At 45.4% G+C, this 17,259-nt stretch carries 13 protein-coding genes and 1 pseudogene; 7 read left to right on the top strand and 7 right to left on the bottom strand.

Annotated features, from left to right (window positions below):
- Positions 1 to 151: 151 nt before the first annotated feature.
- From RIG66_RS22560 to RIG66_RS22580, 5 genes and pseudogenes are all read left to right on the top strand, one after another.
- Positions 152 to 514: pseudogene (locus RIG66_RS22560) on the top strand (N-6 DNA methylase); the annotation flags it as partial.
- 99 nt (positions 515 to 613) lie between these two features.
- The gene (locus tag RIG66_RS22565) at positions 614 to 1,849 is read left to right on the top strand and encodes a restriction endonuclease subunit S (protein ID WP_446380965.1); all 1,236 of its coding nucleotides are present in this window, start codon (positions 614 to 616) and stop codon (positions 1,847 to 1,849) included.
- Positions 1,836 to 3,821 (top strand): ATP-binding protein, encoded by a 1,986-nt coding sequence (locus RIG66_RS22570; protein WP_446380966.1) that lies wholly within the window; start codon positions 1,836 to 1,838, stop codon positions 3,819 to 3,821. Before RIG66_RS22565 ends, RIG66_RS22570 begins: the two co-directional genes overlap by 14 nt.
- Before the next feature lie 20 nt (positions 3,822 to 3,841).
- Positions 3,842 to 6,772: a type I restriction endonuclease subunit R gene (locus tag RIG66_RS22575; protein ID WP_446380967.1), complete on the top strand. Its 2,931-nt coding sequence runs from the start codon at positions 3,842 to 3,844 to the stop codon at positions 6,770 to 6,772.
- Positions 6,762 to 7,082, top strand: a complete 321-nt coding sequence (locus RIG66_RS22580) for a M48 metallopeptidase family protein (RefSeq protein ID WP_446380968.1) — start codon at positions 6,762 to 6,764, stop codon at positions 7,080 to 7,082. The genes RIG66_RS22575 and RIG66_RS22580 overlap by 11 nt, the downstream gene beginning before the upstream one ends.
- A 133-nt stretch (positions 7,083 to 7,215) precedes the next feature.
- On the opposite strand, the gene stpA is transcribed toward RIG66_RS22580, so the two are convergent.
- The 7 genes from stpA to RIG66_RS22615 form a co-directional block, all read right to left on the bottom strand.
- Complete coding sequence (stpA, locus tag RIG66_RS22585; protein WP_446380969.1) at positions 7,216 to 8,517, bottom strand: glucosylglycerol 3-phosphatase; 1,302 nt, start codon at positions 8,515 to 8,517, stop codon at positions 7,216 to 7,218.
- A gap of 46 nt (positions 8,518 to 8,563) precedes the next feature.
- Positions 8,564 to 9,118, bottom strand: coding sequence for an NUDIX hydrolase (locus RIG66_RS22590; RefSeq protein ID WP_446380970.1), 555 nt, complete (start codon positions 9,116 to 9,118; stop codon positions 8,564 to 8,566).
- A 171-nt stretch (positions 9,119 to 9,289) separates the two neighbouring features.
- Positions 9,290 to 9,574, bottom strand: a complete 285-nt coding sequence (locus RIG66_RS22595) for a hypothetical protein (RefSeq protein ID WP_446380971.1) — start codon at positions 9,572 to 9,574, stop codon at positions 9,290 to 9,292.
- A 266-nt stretch (positions 9,575 to 9,840) separates the two neighbouring features.
- Complete coding sequence (locus RIG66_RS22600) at positions 9,841 to 11,154, bottom strand: homoserine dehydrogenase (RefSeq protein ID WP_446380972.1); 1,314 nt, start codon at positions 11,152 to 11,154, stop codon at positions 9,841 to 9,843.
- Between the two features lie 127 nt (positions 11,155 to 11,281).
- Positions 11,282 to 12,793 (bottom strand): ATP-dependent DNA helicase, encoded by a 1,512-nt coding sequence (locus RIG66_RS22605; RefSeq protein ID WP_446380973.1) that lies wholly within the window; start codon positions 12,791 to 12,793, stop codon positions 11,282 to 11,284.
- A 39-nt stretch (positions 12,794 to 12,832) separates the two neighbouring features.
- Entirely contained in the window at positions 12,833 to 13,111 is a 279-nt protein-coding gene (locus tag RIG66_RS22610; RefSeq protein ID WP_446380974.1) for a hypothetical protein, read from the bottom strand.
- 48 nt (positions 13,112 to 13,159) lie between these two features.
- Positions 13,160 to 14,395, bottom strand: a complete 1,236-nt coding sequence (locus tag RIG66_RS22615; RefSeq protein ID WP_446380975.1) for an acyl-CoA dehydrogenase family protein — start codon at positions 14,393 to 14,395, stop codon at positions 13,160 to 13,162.
- Between the two features lie 603 nt (positions 14,396 to 14,998).
- Here RIG66_RS22615 and RIG66_RS22620 point away from each other — a divergent pair.
- Positions 14,999 to 16,303 carry an ABC transporter substrate-binding protein gene (locus RIG66_RS22620; RefSeq protein WP_446380976.1) on the top strand — a complete coding sequence of 435 codons (1,305 nt, stop codon included), beginning with the start codon at positions 14,999 to 15,001 and terminating at the stop codon, positions 16,301 to 16,303.
- 47 nt (positions 16,304 to 16,350) lie between these two features.
- Positions 16,351 to 17,256 (top strand): carbohydrate ABC transporter permease, encoded by a 906-nt coding sequence (locus tag RIG66_RS22625; RefSeq protein WP_446380977.1) that lies wholly within the window; start codon positions 16,351 to 16,353, stop codon positions 17,254 to 17,256.
- The last annotated feature ends 3 nt before the right edge of the window (positions 17,257 to 17,259 follow it).

Genomic DNA, 17,259 nt, shown 5'->3' on the forward strand with positions numbered 1-17,259 from the left:
GCCGGATATCTCTGGGGAAAATGAGGGAGTTAAAGACGAGTAAAACTTTTCGGTCATAGTTAAATTAATTCCTCTTAATTAACTTCAAACTACATTTGCGTAACATTTACGCAAATTTAGTTTTTTTGTCCAAAGTCCAAATACGACTGCTCCTGGTATTTTGTTGTTTCTGAATCAGGCTAAACCAGAGGAGAAGAAGGATAAGCTGTTTTTGATTAATGCGAGTTTGGTGTTCGCGAAGGGCGATCCAAAGAACTATATTCCTGATGAGGGAGTTGAGCGGATTGTCAGCACGTTTTTGAGTTGGCGGGAGGAAGATAAATTTAGTCGGATTGTCTCGAAGGATGAGATTGTTCGGAATGACTATAATATTTCGCCTTCCCGTTATATTCATGTGGCGGAAGCACAGGAGTATCGACCCATTGGGGAGATTTTAGAGGAGTTGGAGGCGTTGGAGAAGGAAGCAGAAGAAACTAATAAAGTTTTAATGCAGTTTTTAGGACAGTTTCGGTAGAAATAAGTAATTGCAGTTTTTAGGAAGGCTTATTCCATCAAAGGGCATGGTGAAAGGCTTAAAGTAATTTTAACAATCGTAACAAGCCGAAATCGTATTATGACTTGGGAATCTGAAAAATTAGAAAATATAGTAGATTTTGAGACTGGAAAGCTTAATGCGAATGCAGCTAAGAAGGATGGCAAATATCCTTTCTTCACCTGTTCCCAAGAAACATTTAAAATCGACAAATATGCTTTTGATAAAGAAGCTATTTTACTATCAGGTAATAATGCAAAAGGTATTTATTCAGTAAAATACTATAATGGCAAATTTAATGCTTATCAAAGAACTTATGTCATACAAATCAAAAACAAGAATTTAGTGTCTTATGACTTCTTGTTATTGGCTCTTACTCTAAATTTAGAGCGTCTTAGAATTTTTTCGATAGGAACGTCTACTAAGTATCTGACACTCGGAATCTTAAAAAACTTTGAAGTTACCCTCCCACCCCTAGAAGAACAGCAAAAAATTGTAGGGGTGTTATCGCTGGTGCAGGAGGCAATTCGCCAACAAGAGCAACTTATCAGCACTACCACCGAACTCAAAAAAGCCACGATGCAAAAGCTCTTTACAGAAGGCACTCGTGGCGAACCGCAGAAGATGACCGAAATTGGTCTTATTCCTGAAAGTTGGGATGTTGTTAAGTTAGGTAAGTTTTGCAAAGTCAAAAGTAGTTCATTATCATTCAAAAAAGTTAGCATTTTAGGTACAACAAACAAATCTTTTCCGCGTGTTCTTGCAATTAAGGTTTCTGACATGAACACCGAAAGTAACCAGCGAGAAATCAATACTGCTAATCTTGAATTTTATCCAGATCCATCTAAGTTTAATTTTAACAAGTGTATTTCTCCTGGTGCTATTATCTTCCCGAAACGAGGAGCTGCGATAGCAACAAATAAGAAGCGTTTATTAGGAGAGAAAGCAATTCTCGATCCCAATCTTATAGCGGTAATTCCTGGTCAGGAGTTCCTTCCTCAGTTTTTATATAACTATTTTTTGAGAATCGATCTTACTAAATTCACAGATCCAGGTTGCTTACCTCAACTAAATAAGAAAGATATTGAACCTGCCGATCTTCCTATGCCATCAATCCAAGAACAAGAAGCAATTACTCAAATAGCTAATCTATTTGACTCTAAGGAAGGTCAACATAAAATACGTCTTAGGACATTACAAGACCTATTCCAAACCCTTCTCCATCAACTCATGACCGCCCAAATCCGAGTCGATGACCTTGACCTTTCCGCCCTCAACCTCGAACTTCAGGGAGGAAAACAAGATGCACTCGTTTGATGAACTCTGGGAACTCCTTACTACTCAAGATGAAAGTGTTCAGATTGAAGTTAAAAAAGGCTCAGAAGTAGGTAAAAGTTGCTGGCAAACAATTAGTGCATTTTCCAACGAGCCAGGATTAGGAGGCGGATATTTAATCTTGGGGATTAAAGCTTCAGAGGATAGTGACAGTAACCAATATGAAATCGAAGGAATAGAAGATATCGATAAAATCCAGAGAGACTTGACAAGCCATTGTTACCAAAAATTCAACATCACCATTCGTCCTGAGATTAAACCTGCTACCAAAGACAACAAAACAGTTTTAGTCGTTTATATTCCTGAAGCTCAACCGACAGAAAAACCTGTTTATATCGAGAGTACAGGACTACCCAAAGGCGCATATCGGCGTATTTCCTCCACAGACCAACGTTGCACCGATAGTGACCTGCAAAAACTTTATCGAGAAAATGCTTCCTCTAGCTACGATACAACCCCCATCCCAGAAGCCACCTTAGATGACCTAGACCCCCAAGCCATCAACGCTTACAGACAAGCCAGAGCCAAAATTAAACCCAATGCACCAGAATTAGCCTTTTCGGATATAGATCTACTCTATGCCCTTAATGTCATCACTAAACAACAAGATAGCTATTGTCCTACCATTGCTGGATTAATCCTTTTTGGCAACGCGATCGCGCTTCGGCGTTACTGTCCTCTGCATCGTGTGGATTACATTCTCATTGAAGGAAACGAGTGGATTACCAATTATGAGGACAGATATCAAACCATTGAGATTCGTGAGCCATTACTGCTGGCAATTCCGCGACTGGTGACGAATGTTCTCAACGACTTACCGACACGCTTTGGATTAGCTGAGGACAGCGATCAACGCAGTGACATTCCTTTGATTCCTCGGAAAGTGATTCGAGAGGCAATTGTTAATGCTGTGATGCACCGAGATTATAGCCAGCGTAGCCCAATTCAGATCATCAAATATTCTAACCGTCTCGAAATTCGTAATCCTGGTTATTCCCTGAAACCCCTTAACCGAGAAACATTAGGGGAGCCTGGATCGGTGATTCGGAATGACGCGATCGCAGCAGTGCTTCATGAAACAGGATTCGCTGAAACCAAAGGCTCAGGGATTCGTGTAATGCTAGAAGCCATGCTAGAAGCCAATCTAAGCCTCCCAGAATTTGACCCTGATCGTAATCGCGACAGATTCCAAGTTACCCTCTTCTCCCATAACCTCTTTGATGACGAAGCCTTGCAATGGCTAAAACAGTTTAAGGAATATAATCTAACAGATGAAGAAGCGAAAATGCTCGTTGTTCTCAGGGAGAAAGGAACAATCAACAATGCTATCTGTCGCCTCATCAATGATGTTGACACGCTTACAGCAAGTCAAAGCCTAAAGCGACTGAGAGATAGTGGTTTGCTTAGATCTCATGGCAAGAGTTCAGCTACATATTACACCCTTAGCTCTAAGTTCCAATCTACAGAGCAATCAGAGTCAGAACAGCTTAATCAGGATAGTAGTACATCTAATCAGGGCAGCTTATCAGGACAGTCTCCACAACCTAGTCAGGACAACTTATCAGGACAGTCTCCACAGCCTAATCAGGATAGTAGTACATCTAATCAGGACAGCTTATCAGGACACCCCTCAACCTCTAATCAGGATAGTAGTACACTCCCACCTGAGCAGCTTGCTCTTGAGTTGTTTCCTCCTGTAAAAGAAGAATCTGTTGAAAACCGATTGGCAAAGATAGGTAAACGAACTGCACCGGAAGAAATCAAAGCGTTAATTCTTGAGTTATGCAAACACCAAAATCGCTCCTCTTCTGAACTTGCATCTTTGGTAAAACGGCAACGGAAATATTTGTTAGAAAATTATATAAAGCCCTTAGTTGATGAGGGGTTGCTGGAATACACCATTCCTGACAAACCGAATGCCCCTGATCAGACTTACCGCACTACTCAAAAGTAAACTATCTTCATATTCCAATCATGCCTAAACCTGGAGAACATAAAACCGTCCAATCCCGAATCCTCACCTATGCTCAAGAAATAGGTTGGACATTCGTTCCTCAAGCTGAAGCTGAAACTAGGCGAGGTTTTAATCGCTCCAGTGGCAACATTCAGGAGAAAGCCCAACAAGCCTCCCTCTACTTTGACGATCTCCTCTATCAAAAAGTTAGAGAATTTAACCCCCACTATACCGAACCCCAAGGGGTACTCATTTCCCAACTGAGTAACTTCCCAACCAGCATTTATGGTAATCGGGACTTTCTCGACTATCTCCGCAACACAGGCAAATACTTCTATGCACCCGAAAATCGGGAACTTGACCTAACACTCATCGACTACAGTGATCTGAGTCTGACCAAAAACGTCTACGAAGTCACGGAAGAATATTCTGTCCATAACGGTAAACATGGCATAAGGGAAGATATTGTCTTTCTCATCAACGGTATCCCTATCCTCGTCATCGAATGTAAAAACGCCACCAAAAATGAAGCGATCGCTTTAGGTATTGATCAAATCCGCCGTTACCACAACGAAACCCCAGAGTTATTCGTTCCCCAGATGATTTTTACCGCCACCGAATCCATCGGCTTTTCCTACGGAGTCACCTGGAATCTGGTACGGCGAAATCTCTTCAACTGGAAAGACGAAGAAATCGGCAACCTGGAAGCGAAAATCAAGAGTTTCTGTCAACCCCTCTATCTGCTCAAACTCCTGCAAAATTACATTCTCTTTGCCGAAAAAGACGAAGCCCTCAACAAGTACATCCTCCGCCAACACCAAACCATAGCCGTCGAGAAAGTGATTCAACGGTGTCACGACTCCCAACGCCGTAGGGGACTCGTCTGGCACACTCAAGGAAGCGGTAAAACCTTCACGATGATCAAAACAGCAGAAATGATTTTTAAAGCCCCAGAGAGCAACAAGCCGACGATTCTGCTAATGATTGATCGTAACGAACTCGAAGATCAACTGCTTCGTAACCTCAAGAGTTTAGGACTTAATAACGTTCGCCACGCCAACCGCATTTCTACTATAATTGAACTCCTCGAAAATGACTATCGGGGCATCATTGTCTCTACGATCCAAAAATTTCGAGGGATGCCAAAAAACATCAACACCCGTTCTAATATCTACATCCTCATTGACGAGGCACACCGCACCACTGGCGGGGACTTAGGGAACTACCTCATGGCGGGACTACCTAACGCTACCTTTGTGGGCTTCACGGGTACACCCATCGACCAAACCAGCTACGGTAAAGGTACGTTTAAAACCTTTGGTATCGAAGACGATGATGGATATCTCCATAAATATTCGATTGCCGAAAGTATCGAGGACAAAACCACCCTCCCCCTCTACTACAACATTGCTCCCAATGAGATGCTTGTCCCGGCTCAAGTTATGGACGAGGAATTTCTCAACCTAGCCGAAACCGAAGGCATTAATGATATTGCCGAACTCAATAAAATCCTCGATCGCGCCGTCAACCTGAAGAACTTCCTCAAAGGGGATCAACGAGTTGATTCTGTTGCCAAATATGTCGCTGAACATTATACTCAAAACGTTGAGCCCTTGGGCTATAAAGCCTTTATGGTAGCTGTAGATCGTCCGGCTTGCGCTAAATATAAACAAGCCCTAGATCGCTACTTACCCCCCGACTATTCCGCCGTTGTCTACACCGGAAACAACAACGACACGCCAGAACTTAAAGCCCACCACATCGACGGCAAAACGGAAAAACAACTCCGTGAAAATTTCGCTAAATTTGGGGAATATCCCAAAATCCTGATCGTTACAGAGAAACTCCTCACAGGGTTTGATGCACCTCTGCTCTATGCCATGTATCTCGATAAGCCCATGCGAGATCATACCTTACTCCAGGCAATCGCCCGTGTTAACCGTCCCTATGAAAACGAAGATCACGATATGCTCAAACCCCACGGCTTTGTCTTGGATTTCGTTGGTATCTTCGATAAATTAGAAAGAGCGCTTGCCTTTGATAGTAAAGAAATTAACGCGATTGTCAAAGACCTAAAACTGCTCAAAACTCTATTTAAGAATAAAATGGAGGAGCAAGCCCCGACTTACTTAGATTTAATCCAACACAACTTTAACGATAAAGACGTAGATAACATCATAAACCATTTCCGTGACCAAGAGCGCCGGAAAGCCTTTTTTAAAGCCTATAAAGAGCTAGAGATGCTCTATGAAATTATCTCACCCGATGCCTTCTTGCGTCCCTATATCGACCCCTACACCACCCTGTCCTCTATCTATAACCTGGTTCGCCAAGCCTATACCAAGCGGGTTTACGTCGATAAAGCCGTACAACGCAAGACCGACGAACTGGTACAAAAACATATTGGCACAACCGCGATCGCAGCCATCACTGATTTTGTTGAAATCAACACCCAAACCCTGGAAGCAATTCAAAATAAACCCACAGGAGCCACCACTAAAGTTATTAACCTGATCAAGAGCATCGAAAAGACTGCTGAAGACAACAGCGATGATCCTTTTCTCGTGGCAATGGCAGAACGGGCGAAATCTATTCAAGATAACTTTGAGAACCGCCAAACCAACACCCAAGACACGTTAGACCTTCTGCTGCAAGAAATCAAGTATAACGAACAGCGTAAAAAAGAACAGGCTGAACGAGGGTTCGATAGCCTCACTTACTTTGTCTATCAAACCCTTGAAGATGCCGGAATGAGCGACCCTGACTCTGTTAGTCATCAGATAAAACAAGCCTTCATCGAGCATCCCAACTGGCGCACCAGCGAGGCAGAATTACGCGAATTAAGACAAGAAGTCACTTTTGCCATTTATGCTGAAATGGATGACTTAGATCAAGTAACAGCCGTTGTCGATCAACTTTTTAGGCTCCTGAGCCAAGCCTATGACCTCTAAAGACAAAGCTACATTTAAAACCAAAGTCTGGCAGTGGGCAGAAAAGCTTGATGTTCAAGTCCAGTCGATTATGTTTCGCTCAATGCGAAATAAATGGGCATCCTGTTCCTCTGCTGGACGCTTAACTTTCGATACCTCCTTATTGGAGTTACCCCCTCACCTGCAAGATTACGCCATTGTCCACGAACTCCTACACCTACAAATCCCCAATCACGGCAGGCTGTGGAAGTGTCTGATGCAGGCATACCTGGGAGATTACCAATCTTACGAGCAAGAGTTAAAACAAATTGGGCGTGAGCAGTTGGGTTGAATAGGAGCGCGATCGCATTTGCCTAAACGAAGAGATGCGATCGCTCATTCCGTTGTATGCGTAGTCACCCCTGAAGGGGCGCACGTCTATGCACCCCTACTGTCTTAATGTTTGGGTTGGTGGCGTGCTTATCCTATCGGTGATTACTTGCTTCTCTTTCTCGCGCCGCCGTTTGAAAAAATTGACTGTATTGTTGATGACCTTTGTGAAAGATAAAGTTTAAGCTTAAAGGCTCATCGACATCACGAATATCACCGGGACCTTCGAGTACAACAATTTCATCGCCAGAGGTTTCATGCTGACCAATTTTCACCGGTTTTCGATTTTTGACTTCACCTTGGCTACTATCAATATAGACAATAATATTGCCTGTATCCAACTCACGACCAATCGTTTGAATCAGTTGTAAAAAGTTGCGATCGCTCCCGCCTCGTCGAACCGTCAGTTTCCCCTGTACCTCTTCCACCGAGCTATTTACCGTATCTCCGACGCCAATCATCAGCGGCATTTCTTTCGGGTCGAAATTCGCTTTAACTAACGCCAGTAATTCCTCTAGGGTTTTGGGCGCTTGTCGCACATTAAAGTCTTTCCCTAAGGGATAGGAACCCGTCCGTTGAAAGTAATAACGATTTAAAATCGCTAACACACCCGCCTCTTTAATCGCCCCTTGCAGCATAAACTGAAAATCAGTGGTTCCCGAATCCTGCGCTTGTGCTGGGCGTAAGAGTTCTTGTCCGTTTAAATCTCTGCCTAAGTTGGGAGCATAATGAACAAAAAACGAATCGCCTAACCCTTTAAGTTGTGCCTCTTGTAACAGTTCTTGCATCAGATTTTGCATATCTTTTTGCAAGTCCATATAAATTTGCGGGTATTGGCGCAGTTGTTCATAAAAGGTATTCAGATTGGCACTAGGGGAAGCCTTATTTTCCAAAACAGAAGCCTGAATACAGTTCTCCAACTTGTCAATTTCTGCGGCAGCACTCCTTTGCTCAAAAAAGCGGCGTAACCGTCGTTTAATTGTCTGCGGAACTTCGGCTAAAAATTCTAATTCTGCTTCACTGACACCAGGATGAGAGACATTCCCTTTGCGATCTTGCCATTGCACACCGCCACCTGCTAGACCAGGGAGATATAGCCCCTTTGCCTTAACCTCAGCCGGATTGCCAAAGGCGCGTTCAATAATACCATTGACTCCTCTTTCTCCAATATGTTCTCCGTTAGTCAGGACATAAAAATGACCATCAAACGCCTGGGTTGCTTTGACATAGTTTCGGTCAATCACTCGCGTTAATGGGTCTTTCACCAGTCCCATACAGACGCCATCTAAATCTTGGATAATTAGAATATTTTCTACATTGATTAAAACATCGGCAAGGACTTCCGTCTTTAACGATAAAGTATGCTCATGGGGGAGAAGTTGAGGAGAAGCACTCATTGATAAATCGCTGATGACAAACAGTTCATATTCTATCGTTCATGGTTCATCCTTCAGCGATAATTCTCTGACTCTGCCACTCTAGCAATACAGCGTGACACTGGAGACAGGTTAACTCTTGCAGGAGGGAGTGAATCCCAGCGGATGTGGTGGGGTAGGTGATGCCGATTCGGTTAGAGTTTACGGCGACTGTGGGGTCAAGTTCAGCAACGAAACCATAGAGAGATTGGTTCGAGAAGGAGCTATTGATTGCCCAGCCTGTAGAATTGAGAGGAGTTAGGTTTGCGATCGCGTCTTCAGAGACTCCTAATTCCCGGCTTACGATTCCGGGAACGGCGGCGATGGGGGTTTGTTCAGGATTGACTCGTCCACCGGGAAAATCCAGCGTCGCTTCTCCGACACCAGGGCGATAGGTTGGTGCAGGAAGCAGAAATTTACCCGCCTGAATCGTGACGATGACAACTGAATCGGCTTTTTCGACTCGCCAATAGTCAAGAATTTGCCCTTGGTCATCTTGTAGGCGTTCACCGATTAGAGTAAGCCATGGGGAACGGATTTCCACGAAACGGTCTAAGGTTTGCCACGGGCGAGATTTATTCATAAAACATTGGACTTTGGACAAAAAAATAAATTTGCGTAATTTATTTGCCAAGGTATTTGGGGCAGAGAAATTAGATGTAGGGGCGGGTTTAGGGAATCAATTGTAGGAACGGGTTTAGGGACAATTGTAGGGGCGGGTTTAGGGAATCAATTGTAGGGGCGGGTTTAGCGACTAAAGACAATTATCCACCAATAACGGAACAACAAAACCCGCCCTCCTCACCACTAACGGAGCAACAAAACCCGCCCTCCTCACCACTAACGGAGCAACAAAACCCGCCCTCCTCACCGATAACGGAACAACAAAACCCGCCCTCCTCACCGATAACGGAACAACAAAACCCGCCCTCTTCACCACTAACGGAACAACGAAACCCGCCCTCCCCGCCGATAACGGAACAATAAAACCCGCCCATTTCCCCACCGAAATACAATCGATTAATCCCAAACTGGACAACCAAACCCACCTTATTCTCAACCGCGATCGCACTAAAAAAATGTCAAAATTGGGACTTTAGGGGATTGGTTAGGTGAAAGATTGGGGCAGGGCGGGTTTTGTAGAAAGGTGATTGGTGGCTCCATTAATTTTGTCCCTAAACCCGCCCCTACATTGGGTTTTATGTCCCGATATCATATTTTCTGAAACTTCAAACCATTGCACCACTATCAGAGAAAATGTATCATTACTCCCCCAACTCCCCCAGTATTTCCACGCCCACTGCACTACAGCACTCTTAAAATACTGGGAATACTATCAACCGCTTCTAACGCCTGAATTTCGGCTAAGGCTTTGCGGAAGTTTCCTTCCCGGACATCATGGGTGACAACCACAATTTCGGCTAACTCGTTCTGGAAGCCAATTTGTACCACTGACTCTAAACTCACCCCATGATTACCAAAGCTAATCCCCAGATGACCAATCACACTGGGTCGGTCTTTGGTCATAATCCGGGCATAAAATCGAGTGACTAATTCTGAAATTGGGGCGATGCTGCAATAGTGCTGATGCACACAACTTAATAAAGGATGCAGGTGATGGGTTTCTCCCGCCGTTTTCAACACCGCCGCAATATTCAGAATATCCGATACCACCGCACTCGCCGTGGGCCCTGAACCAGCACCGGGACCAAAGAACATCACTTGTCCCAAGGGTTCCCCTTCCACCAAAATCGCGTTGTAAACCCCATGAATACTCGCCAGGGGATGGGCTTGGGGGACGAGAGTCGGGTGAACCCGAATCTGTAGCATTTCGGATTCGGGTTCACTGGTGGCAACCCTCGCCTCTCGCTTGGCTACCGCCAGGAGTTTAATCACAAAGCCTAAGTTCTGGGCGTAGGCGATATCGGCGGCGCTGACTTGGCGAATGCCTTCACAGTGAACGTCTTCTAACTTAATCCGTCCAGCAAAGGCTAAGGAGGCGAGGATAGCAATTTTATCAGCGGCGTCTAACCCTTCAACATCGGCGGTGGGATCAGCTTCGGCATAGCCTAATTTTTGGGCATCTGCCAGAATATCGGCAAATTCTCCGCCCTCGCTTTCCATGCGGGTGAGAATGTAATTGGTTGTCCCATTGACAATCCCGGTAATGCTGTGAATTTGATTGACCCCTAAGGACTGTTTCAGGGGTTGAATCACTGGGATACCGCCGCCCACCGCCGCTTCTAGGAGAACATAGACGCCTTTTTCTTCGGCGGCGGTAAAGATTTCTGCCCCATAGCGGGCGATTACGGCTTTATTGGCGGTGACGATATGCTTCCCGTAGGAAATGGCTTTGAGGATTAGCGATCGCGCGGGTTCTAATCCCCCTAGTAATTCCACGATAATATCAATCTCTGGGTCAGTGACAATTGACTCCAAGTCCGTCGTCATCACTTCAGGCGGCACTTTCACTGATCGCGGTTTATCGAGCGATCGCACGCCGACTCGATGAATGTCAATCGCTTGCAGCAGGGGATTTCGACCCGTGGGGTCTTGTAAAATTTTTGCTGTTCCCGTACCAACTGTTCCCAGTCCCAATAAACCGATTTTAAAAGCCACAGCTATTATCCTAAAATTTTAAGCATTACAGAAAAGGGGTCATTTGTTCAAGACATAATGTGAATCCTTGATCGAATTCGGCGCGAAGATCCCAACTCTAACCGTTGAGGGTTAGTTGAGAAGGATGTCATTCAAACCACCCTTCATCCACATAATTAATTTGGGCAAAGGGACTCAACGCTGACAACACTTGAGTGCCGTAACTGCGATGGTTAACCCGATTGTCTAATAAGGCAACAATCCCTTGAGAGTCTCGCACTGGTGCAACTGCCCGTTGTAATTCTCGCAACGCCGCAGGTAATAGATATAAGCGAAACCAGTCTAACCGTCGCTGTTTGTAGTACGCCACTTGACCTGCAACCCAAGGGTATTCTAGGGAGGGTAGGGGTAACGTGGCAATAATTAACAGTTGGGGAGAGGGTAAAAACTGTTGCTGAGAGCGCCAGAATTCCCAACCGCAAACTAGAATACCATTTTCCTCTAGCTGGGTCTTTTCCACCTGGACTCGCGACCCAAATTCAGCGGCTAAAACTGCCCCTAACTGACTTTTCAGAGGGACATCTCCGACTAAGATGACGATCGGTGTTTTCACCTGATGACTTGCCCCTAAAAGCGTTCGCACTTGTTGAAACAAGGCATTTCGGAAGCGGGGCGTATTCGGCATCGGTAGCCTATCGGGTAAATAAAGCTGAATTAGTTTGCTGTGGCGGTCAGGCGAGAATTTTAAGCAGGTTAACTCTCCTAAACCCAGTTGTTGACGGTAAACGTCCGCCGACGCCTCCAAATCTAGCGCCCCGCCAATTAAGACTATCGGTTGTTCTGACCAGATGCGGCTGAGGGATGTTGCTACTTCTGTGGGTTCACAATACAGGGAAAATTGACCCTGCGATCGCTCAATCGCTGCCCAGGTAAACTGATTGGATGATTGCCAGCACCGCCAAAACTGTTTCCAGGCGGGTGGCAGATAGGCAGACTCCCCACCATTTGCCGATTGTAAGACCTCAAACAACTCCTGGATGACAGCTTGTGCGCCCGATTCTATCAGATAGCAATCATAAGGATTGGTTGGACGCTCAAATAAGCGTTTGGTTAGCCGCACCCGCCGATCCCGAATCCAATCTGCCTTTTGCGGATGGGCTAACATCAGGTCATGCCAATGTTGAGGCTGAATCGTACTCTTGAGTTGATCGCGTACCCAGTCGTCTAAATCGTCCGCTTGGTCAATGAGGGTGGGAATACCTTGAGGAAACGCCCTTTTGTCTCCCAAACGGTCTGCCAACCATGCTTCGGGAGTGGTAATTAGCAGTCCTTGAAAATGCTCATCTGGGAACCTTTCACCAACGTGAATTGCCTTATTTGTACCCATCCATTCTTGCAAGCTGGGAATTTCAACCTGTAGCAGCCACGTTTGGACTGACACAGGTGCAACAATAATCACGGGTTCCTGCCAGATTAAAGCAGGTGCCAAGTAACTCAGACGATAGGGTTCTTGGGGACTTCCCGTTTGAATTAATGCAGAACGCCCCAAGCGCAAAGCCCGCGCTACCAGCCGCGCCATGGTTAAATGGTGGGGCCAGTTGGGTTGACCTTGCTCTCGCAGAAAGGCACGTAGAGAGGAATGGACTTCGACTTCAATCACGTTAATCTCGTGTCTGAATGTTCCCAGAACTATAGACAGCTATTCTGATCTTGCCTCAACCTGAGGATGAGTCCCTTGGACTGGATTTTGGAACTTATCTAGTTTGACATAAGAATCGAGGATTAGGTCTACCAGTACCAGTGCGTTAACCCCCCCAACCATTACCATTGGAGTTCCCGAACCTTCCACCGGAGGAGTCTCTACGAGTTGAGCAGGGCGGGTTTTGTAGCCAAGCTGGGGATAACAATCAATATTAGTCCCTAATAAACCCGCCCCTACATACAGACGCCATGGCACGTCTCTACATGAATCCCTCATCTTCCCTATATTTCCTATCTTCCCCTGCTCCCCATCACCCCATCTCCCCTAATTGAGAGGTGAGTAGACTAACTGCGCCAAGGTTGCTTCCATTACCGCCGTGGTTTGCCCAGAAACAGTAAATACCACCGCTTCGCGATAGACACGTTGGGCGGCGTGGGATTGAAGATTGGCTGCACCACTGGAGACTGTTACCGCCGCATTGGTACACCGCCCTGCTAGGTTAATTGCCCACGCCCTTAGCTGTAAGGATTGGGGACGTTTTTTCCCCATGTAGGGGCGGGTTTCACTATTATCATTTGTGGTCACCCGGATGTTTCTAAACCCGCCCTCATCTCCCCTATCTTCCCTATCTCCCCCATCCTCGGTGTCAGCAGAATTGGCTGATAATGCGGCGATCATTGCGGCTTCACAGTCGCAGACTTCAGCGGTGAGAGCATTAAAAGCGTTTTGAATAAATCCTAATTGCTTGCGTTGATAAACGGCAGCCACAATATCTAATCCGGCTTTAGCACAGCCTAAGGCAAAGAACCCATGATTTAATACATTTTTTCGATCTGTTTCGTGAATCGCCCCGGCTTTTCTGACGAATAAAACTGACTCGTGAGGTAAAAACCAATCCGTTAGACTAGCAGACACTGTATTGGTTGAATTCATCGCTGCTAACGCCATGGGTTGACTAAACGCGATCGCACTCCCAACCCCTTGTTCCGTAGACGTAAAGGGTACAATACCATAGAGTTCCCGACCATCGGGTAATGTCGCCCCAATCACAAAATCCTCAAATAAGCCAAAACCCGTAACCCAGGGGACATTTCCAGTAATCTGATAGCCCCCATCCACAGGCGTCGCCTTGACTAGGGGATTCCCGGTGCGTCGCAGTTGGGAGAAACCTACCCCCACTAACGCCTCACCTCTCCCCATGCGGGGAAGATACTGCTGCTTTAAGGCTTCATTGTCACTCTTTGCCAAAAATCCACCTGCACTCTGATGTTGAGTTTGCAGAAAAGCCAACGCACCGGAATAGCGAGAGACGTGTTGTTGGAAGTGAAAGAAGGTGACAGGATTCACCTCAGCACCTCCCCAATCTTGGGGAACCTTCAGCGCTAGCAGATTGCGATCGCCTAATCCTTTCAGTGCGGTGCGTAATGCTTCCGTATCCTGATCGATCTCTGAGGTGCGAGGGGCAACGATTTCGCGTAAGTAAGCCTCCGCTACCTCTAGAATGGTGGACTGATTCGCGATATCGTGAGTAACACCCTGGTTAGCTGTGGTTAGTGACATTTGGCAACAAACAGTTAGACTATCCCTTCTTTAGACTATCCAAATTTGAGGAAAGGGAACAAGGAATAAGGAACGCCAACAGACAATTGCACAAAGATAAGATAGGTGATGCCCAAAATAGGATTAATTAAGGTCAGCTTGGCAAAATATCGGGAAAAATCAGTCATTCTATCAATATTTACAGCTTGGGCTAATGTGTTTGGTACAATTCTAAAAAAGCACAACTACTTATTCAATAGGGTTTGAGAACTGTTAACTAACTATGGAGGTATGAATTATGTTCGCAAAATATGCTACAAGTATCCTTTTGCATCCTCAAATCCACTGATACAGCCGATCTCGCCTTATCGCCTGCCCAGAAATGTTAACTTAAATAAACTTAAGTTTCATTTCTTTACATTCAGCCCTGACCTTAATTGAGATCTCGTCAAATCGAGCGATGAGGTAAAGTATTTCATAAGCGTTGGTTACAATTAGGCTGAAGCTTATACACTATGGTGTGTTGACTCCAATACCAGCGCCAAGAGCAATCCTGTCAGAGACAGTTTAGCATCCTCATCGCACAGTAGTGAATTGAACCTTATTGAATTGTCAGAGCATCCAATGAACATTAGTCAGCAATTGGGCAAACTAAAACGAGGCATCTTCAGAATCAAAAAAATTCCTCGTTTTTTCATCTTACTGATTGCCACAATTGCCACGATTCAATTTCTCATTCTCCCCGCCTTGACGCAACAACCCGTCACGGTTCAAGTATTGATGAGCGCTCTAGAAGCCTCTCAGTGGCAAGAATTTGTCGATGAATTTGAAGAACAAAATCCCAATATCAATCTAGAAATCCTGGAAGGACCCAACGAAACTAACCTGGTAGAAGACCTTTATACCTCGGCGTTCTTACTCGGTGATTCACCTTATGATCTCGTTTATCTAGACATTGTTTGGGTACCAAAATTTGCCGCCGCCGGATGGTTAATGCCTCTATCTGACCGAGTTTCCCAAGACCAATTATCGAAGTTTCTGCAAGGGGATGTAGAGGGAGGACGCTATAACGGTGAATTATATCGGATGCCCTTGCGTTCCGATGGGGGTATGCTCTATTACCGTACTGATTTATTAAAGCAGGGTGGATACGAACCCCCCGAAACCTTTGCCGAACTCATGCAAATTTCTCAAGCCTTGCAACAACAAACAGGAGTTGAATGGGGATATTTATGGCAAGGAAAGCAATACGAAGGTTTATCTGCCATGTTTGTGGAAATCCTGGAAGGATTTGGTGCCTTTTGGGTAAATCCAGACACACTAGAAGTTGGACTTGATCAGCCAGAAGCTATCCAAGCGGTCGAATTTTTACTGAATACCATTGAAAAAGAGGTTTCTCCTCCCGGTGTTACCACTTACGCTGAAGAAGAAACCCGCCGCCTATTCCAAGAAGGTGAAGCTATTTTCTTACGGAATTGGCCCTACGTTTACCCATTAGCAGCCGACTCAGAAATTGCGGGTCAATTTGCGATTAAGCCGATGGTACACCAACCAGCCGATAGCAGTGGTGCTTGCCAAGGCGGATGGGGATTAGGTATTTCTAAATCCACAAAACACGCCGATGAAGCCTGGAAAGTGATTGAATTCTTTAACCGTCCGGATGTCCAAAAACGGTTTAGTCTGGCAACAGGCTATGCACCGGCTCTCAAATCACTCTATACCGATTCTGAACTGGTGGCTAAATATAGTTACTTTCCCCAAATGTTAGAAGTCCTGGAAAAAGCGGTTCTGCGTCCTCCTATCGCCCAATACGCTCAAGCCTCAGATATTTTACAGCGTTATCTCAGTGCGGCGATTACACAAACAATGACGCCAGAACAAGCGATGAATCGAGCCGCCCAGGAAACGCGAAGACTTTTAGGAGATTAAGGTTCAGCCGTTAGTTGAACGGCACGTTGTAAGTCGATAAAATTACGATGAAACAAGCTTCAATTCGGCAACGAGAGATACGAACGGGTTGGTTACTCACCCTACTTGCCATCCTTATCTTGCTCATGGTGTTTGCCTATCCCATTGGACGAGCATTTTGGTTAAGTTTATTCAGTCAAAATTTAGGGACTGAGTTACAGGCAGAGTTTACTGGCTTTGACAATTATGCACGCCTAGTGGGTGATGGGCGCTTTTGGCAAAGTATGTGGCACACAACGGTGTTTACCGTGTCCTCAATTGTCCTGGAATTAGTGTTGGGAATGGCAATTGCTTTGGTGCTAAATCAAGCCTTTTTTGGGCGAGGTTTAGTTCGCACTGCCGCCCTAATTCCCTGGGCATTACCCACCGCTGTCATGGGGTTAGCCTGGGCGTGGATTTTTAATGACCAGTTTGGTGTTGCTAATGATATTTTGCGATTGTTGCCCGTCGTTGATCCCATAACCTGGTTAGGTGAACCCATTCCGGCAATGATCGCATTAATTGCGGCTGATGTCTGGAAAACAACACCTTTTTTCGCGATCATTTTGTTGGCAGGATTGCAATCAATTTCTAAGGATCTTTATGAAGCCCATGCAATTGATGGGGCGTCTCCAGTACAGAGTTTTGTACAAATTACATTACCCCTACTGACCCCCCAAATCTTAATTGCCCTTCTGTTTCGATTTGCTCAAGCCTTCGGGATTTTTGACCTCGTGCTGGTGATGACAGGGGGCGGTCCAGCGAATGCGACGGAAATGATTTCACTGTATATTTACGACACCGTGAGACGCTATCTGGACTTTGGTTACGGTGCAGCGTTGGTCGTTGTAACCTTCCTCTTGCTAATTCTCGCCGTGGCAATTGTGGGCTTTTTGCTCTCAAAAACCCGGATTAATGTCTTAGGAGACCAATAGATT

The sequence above is a fragment of the Coleofasciculus sp. E2-BRE-01 genome (assembly GCF_040221695.1).
In the GTDB taxonomy this organism is placed as follows: Bacteria; Cyanobacteriota; Cyanobacteriia; order Cyanobacteriales; family Coleofasciculaceae; genus Coleofasciculus.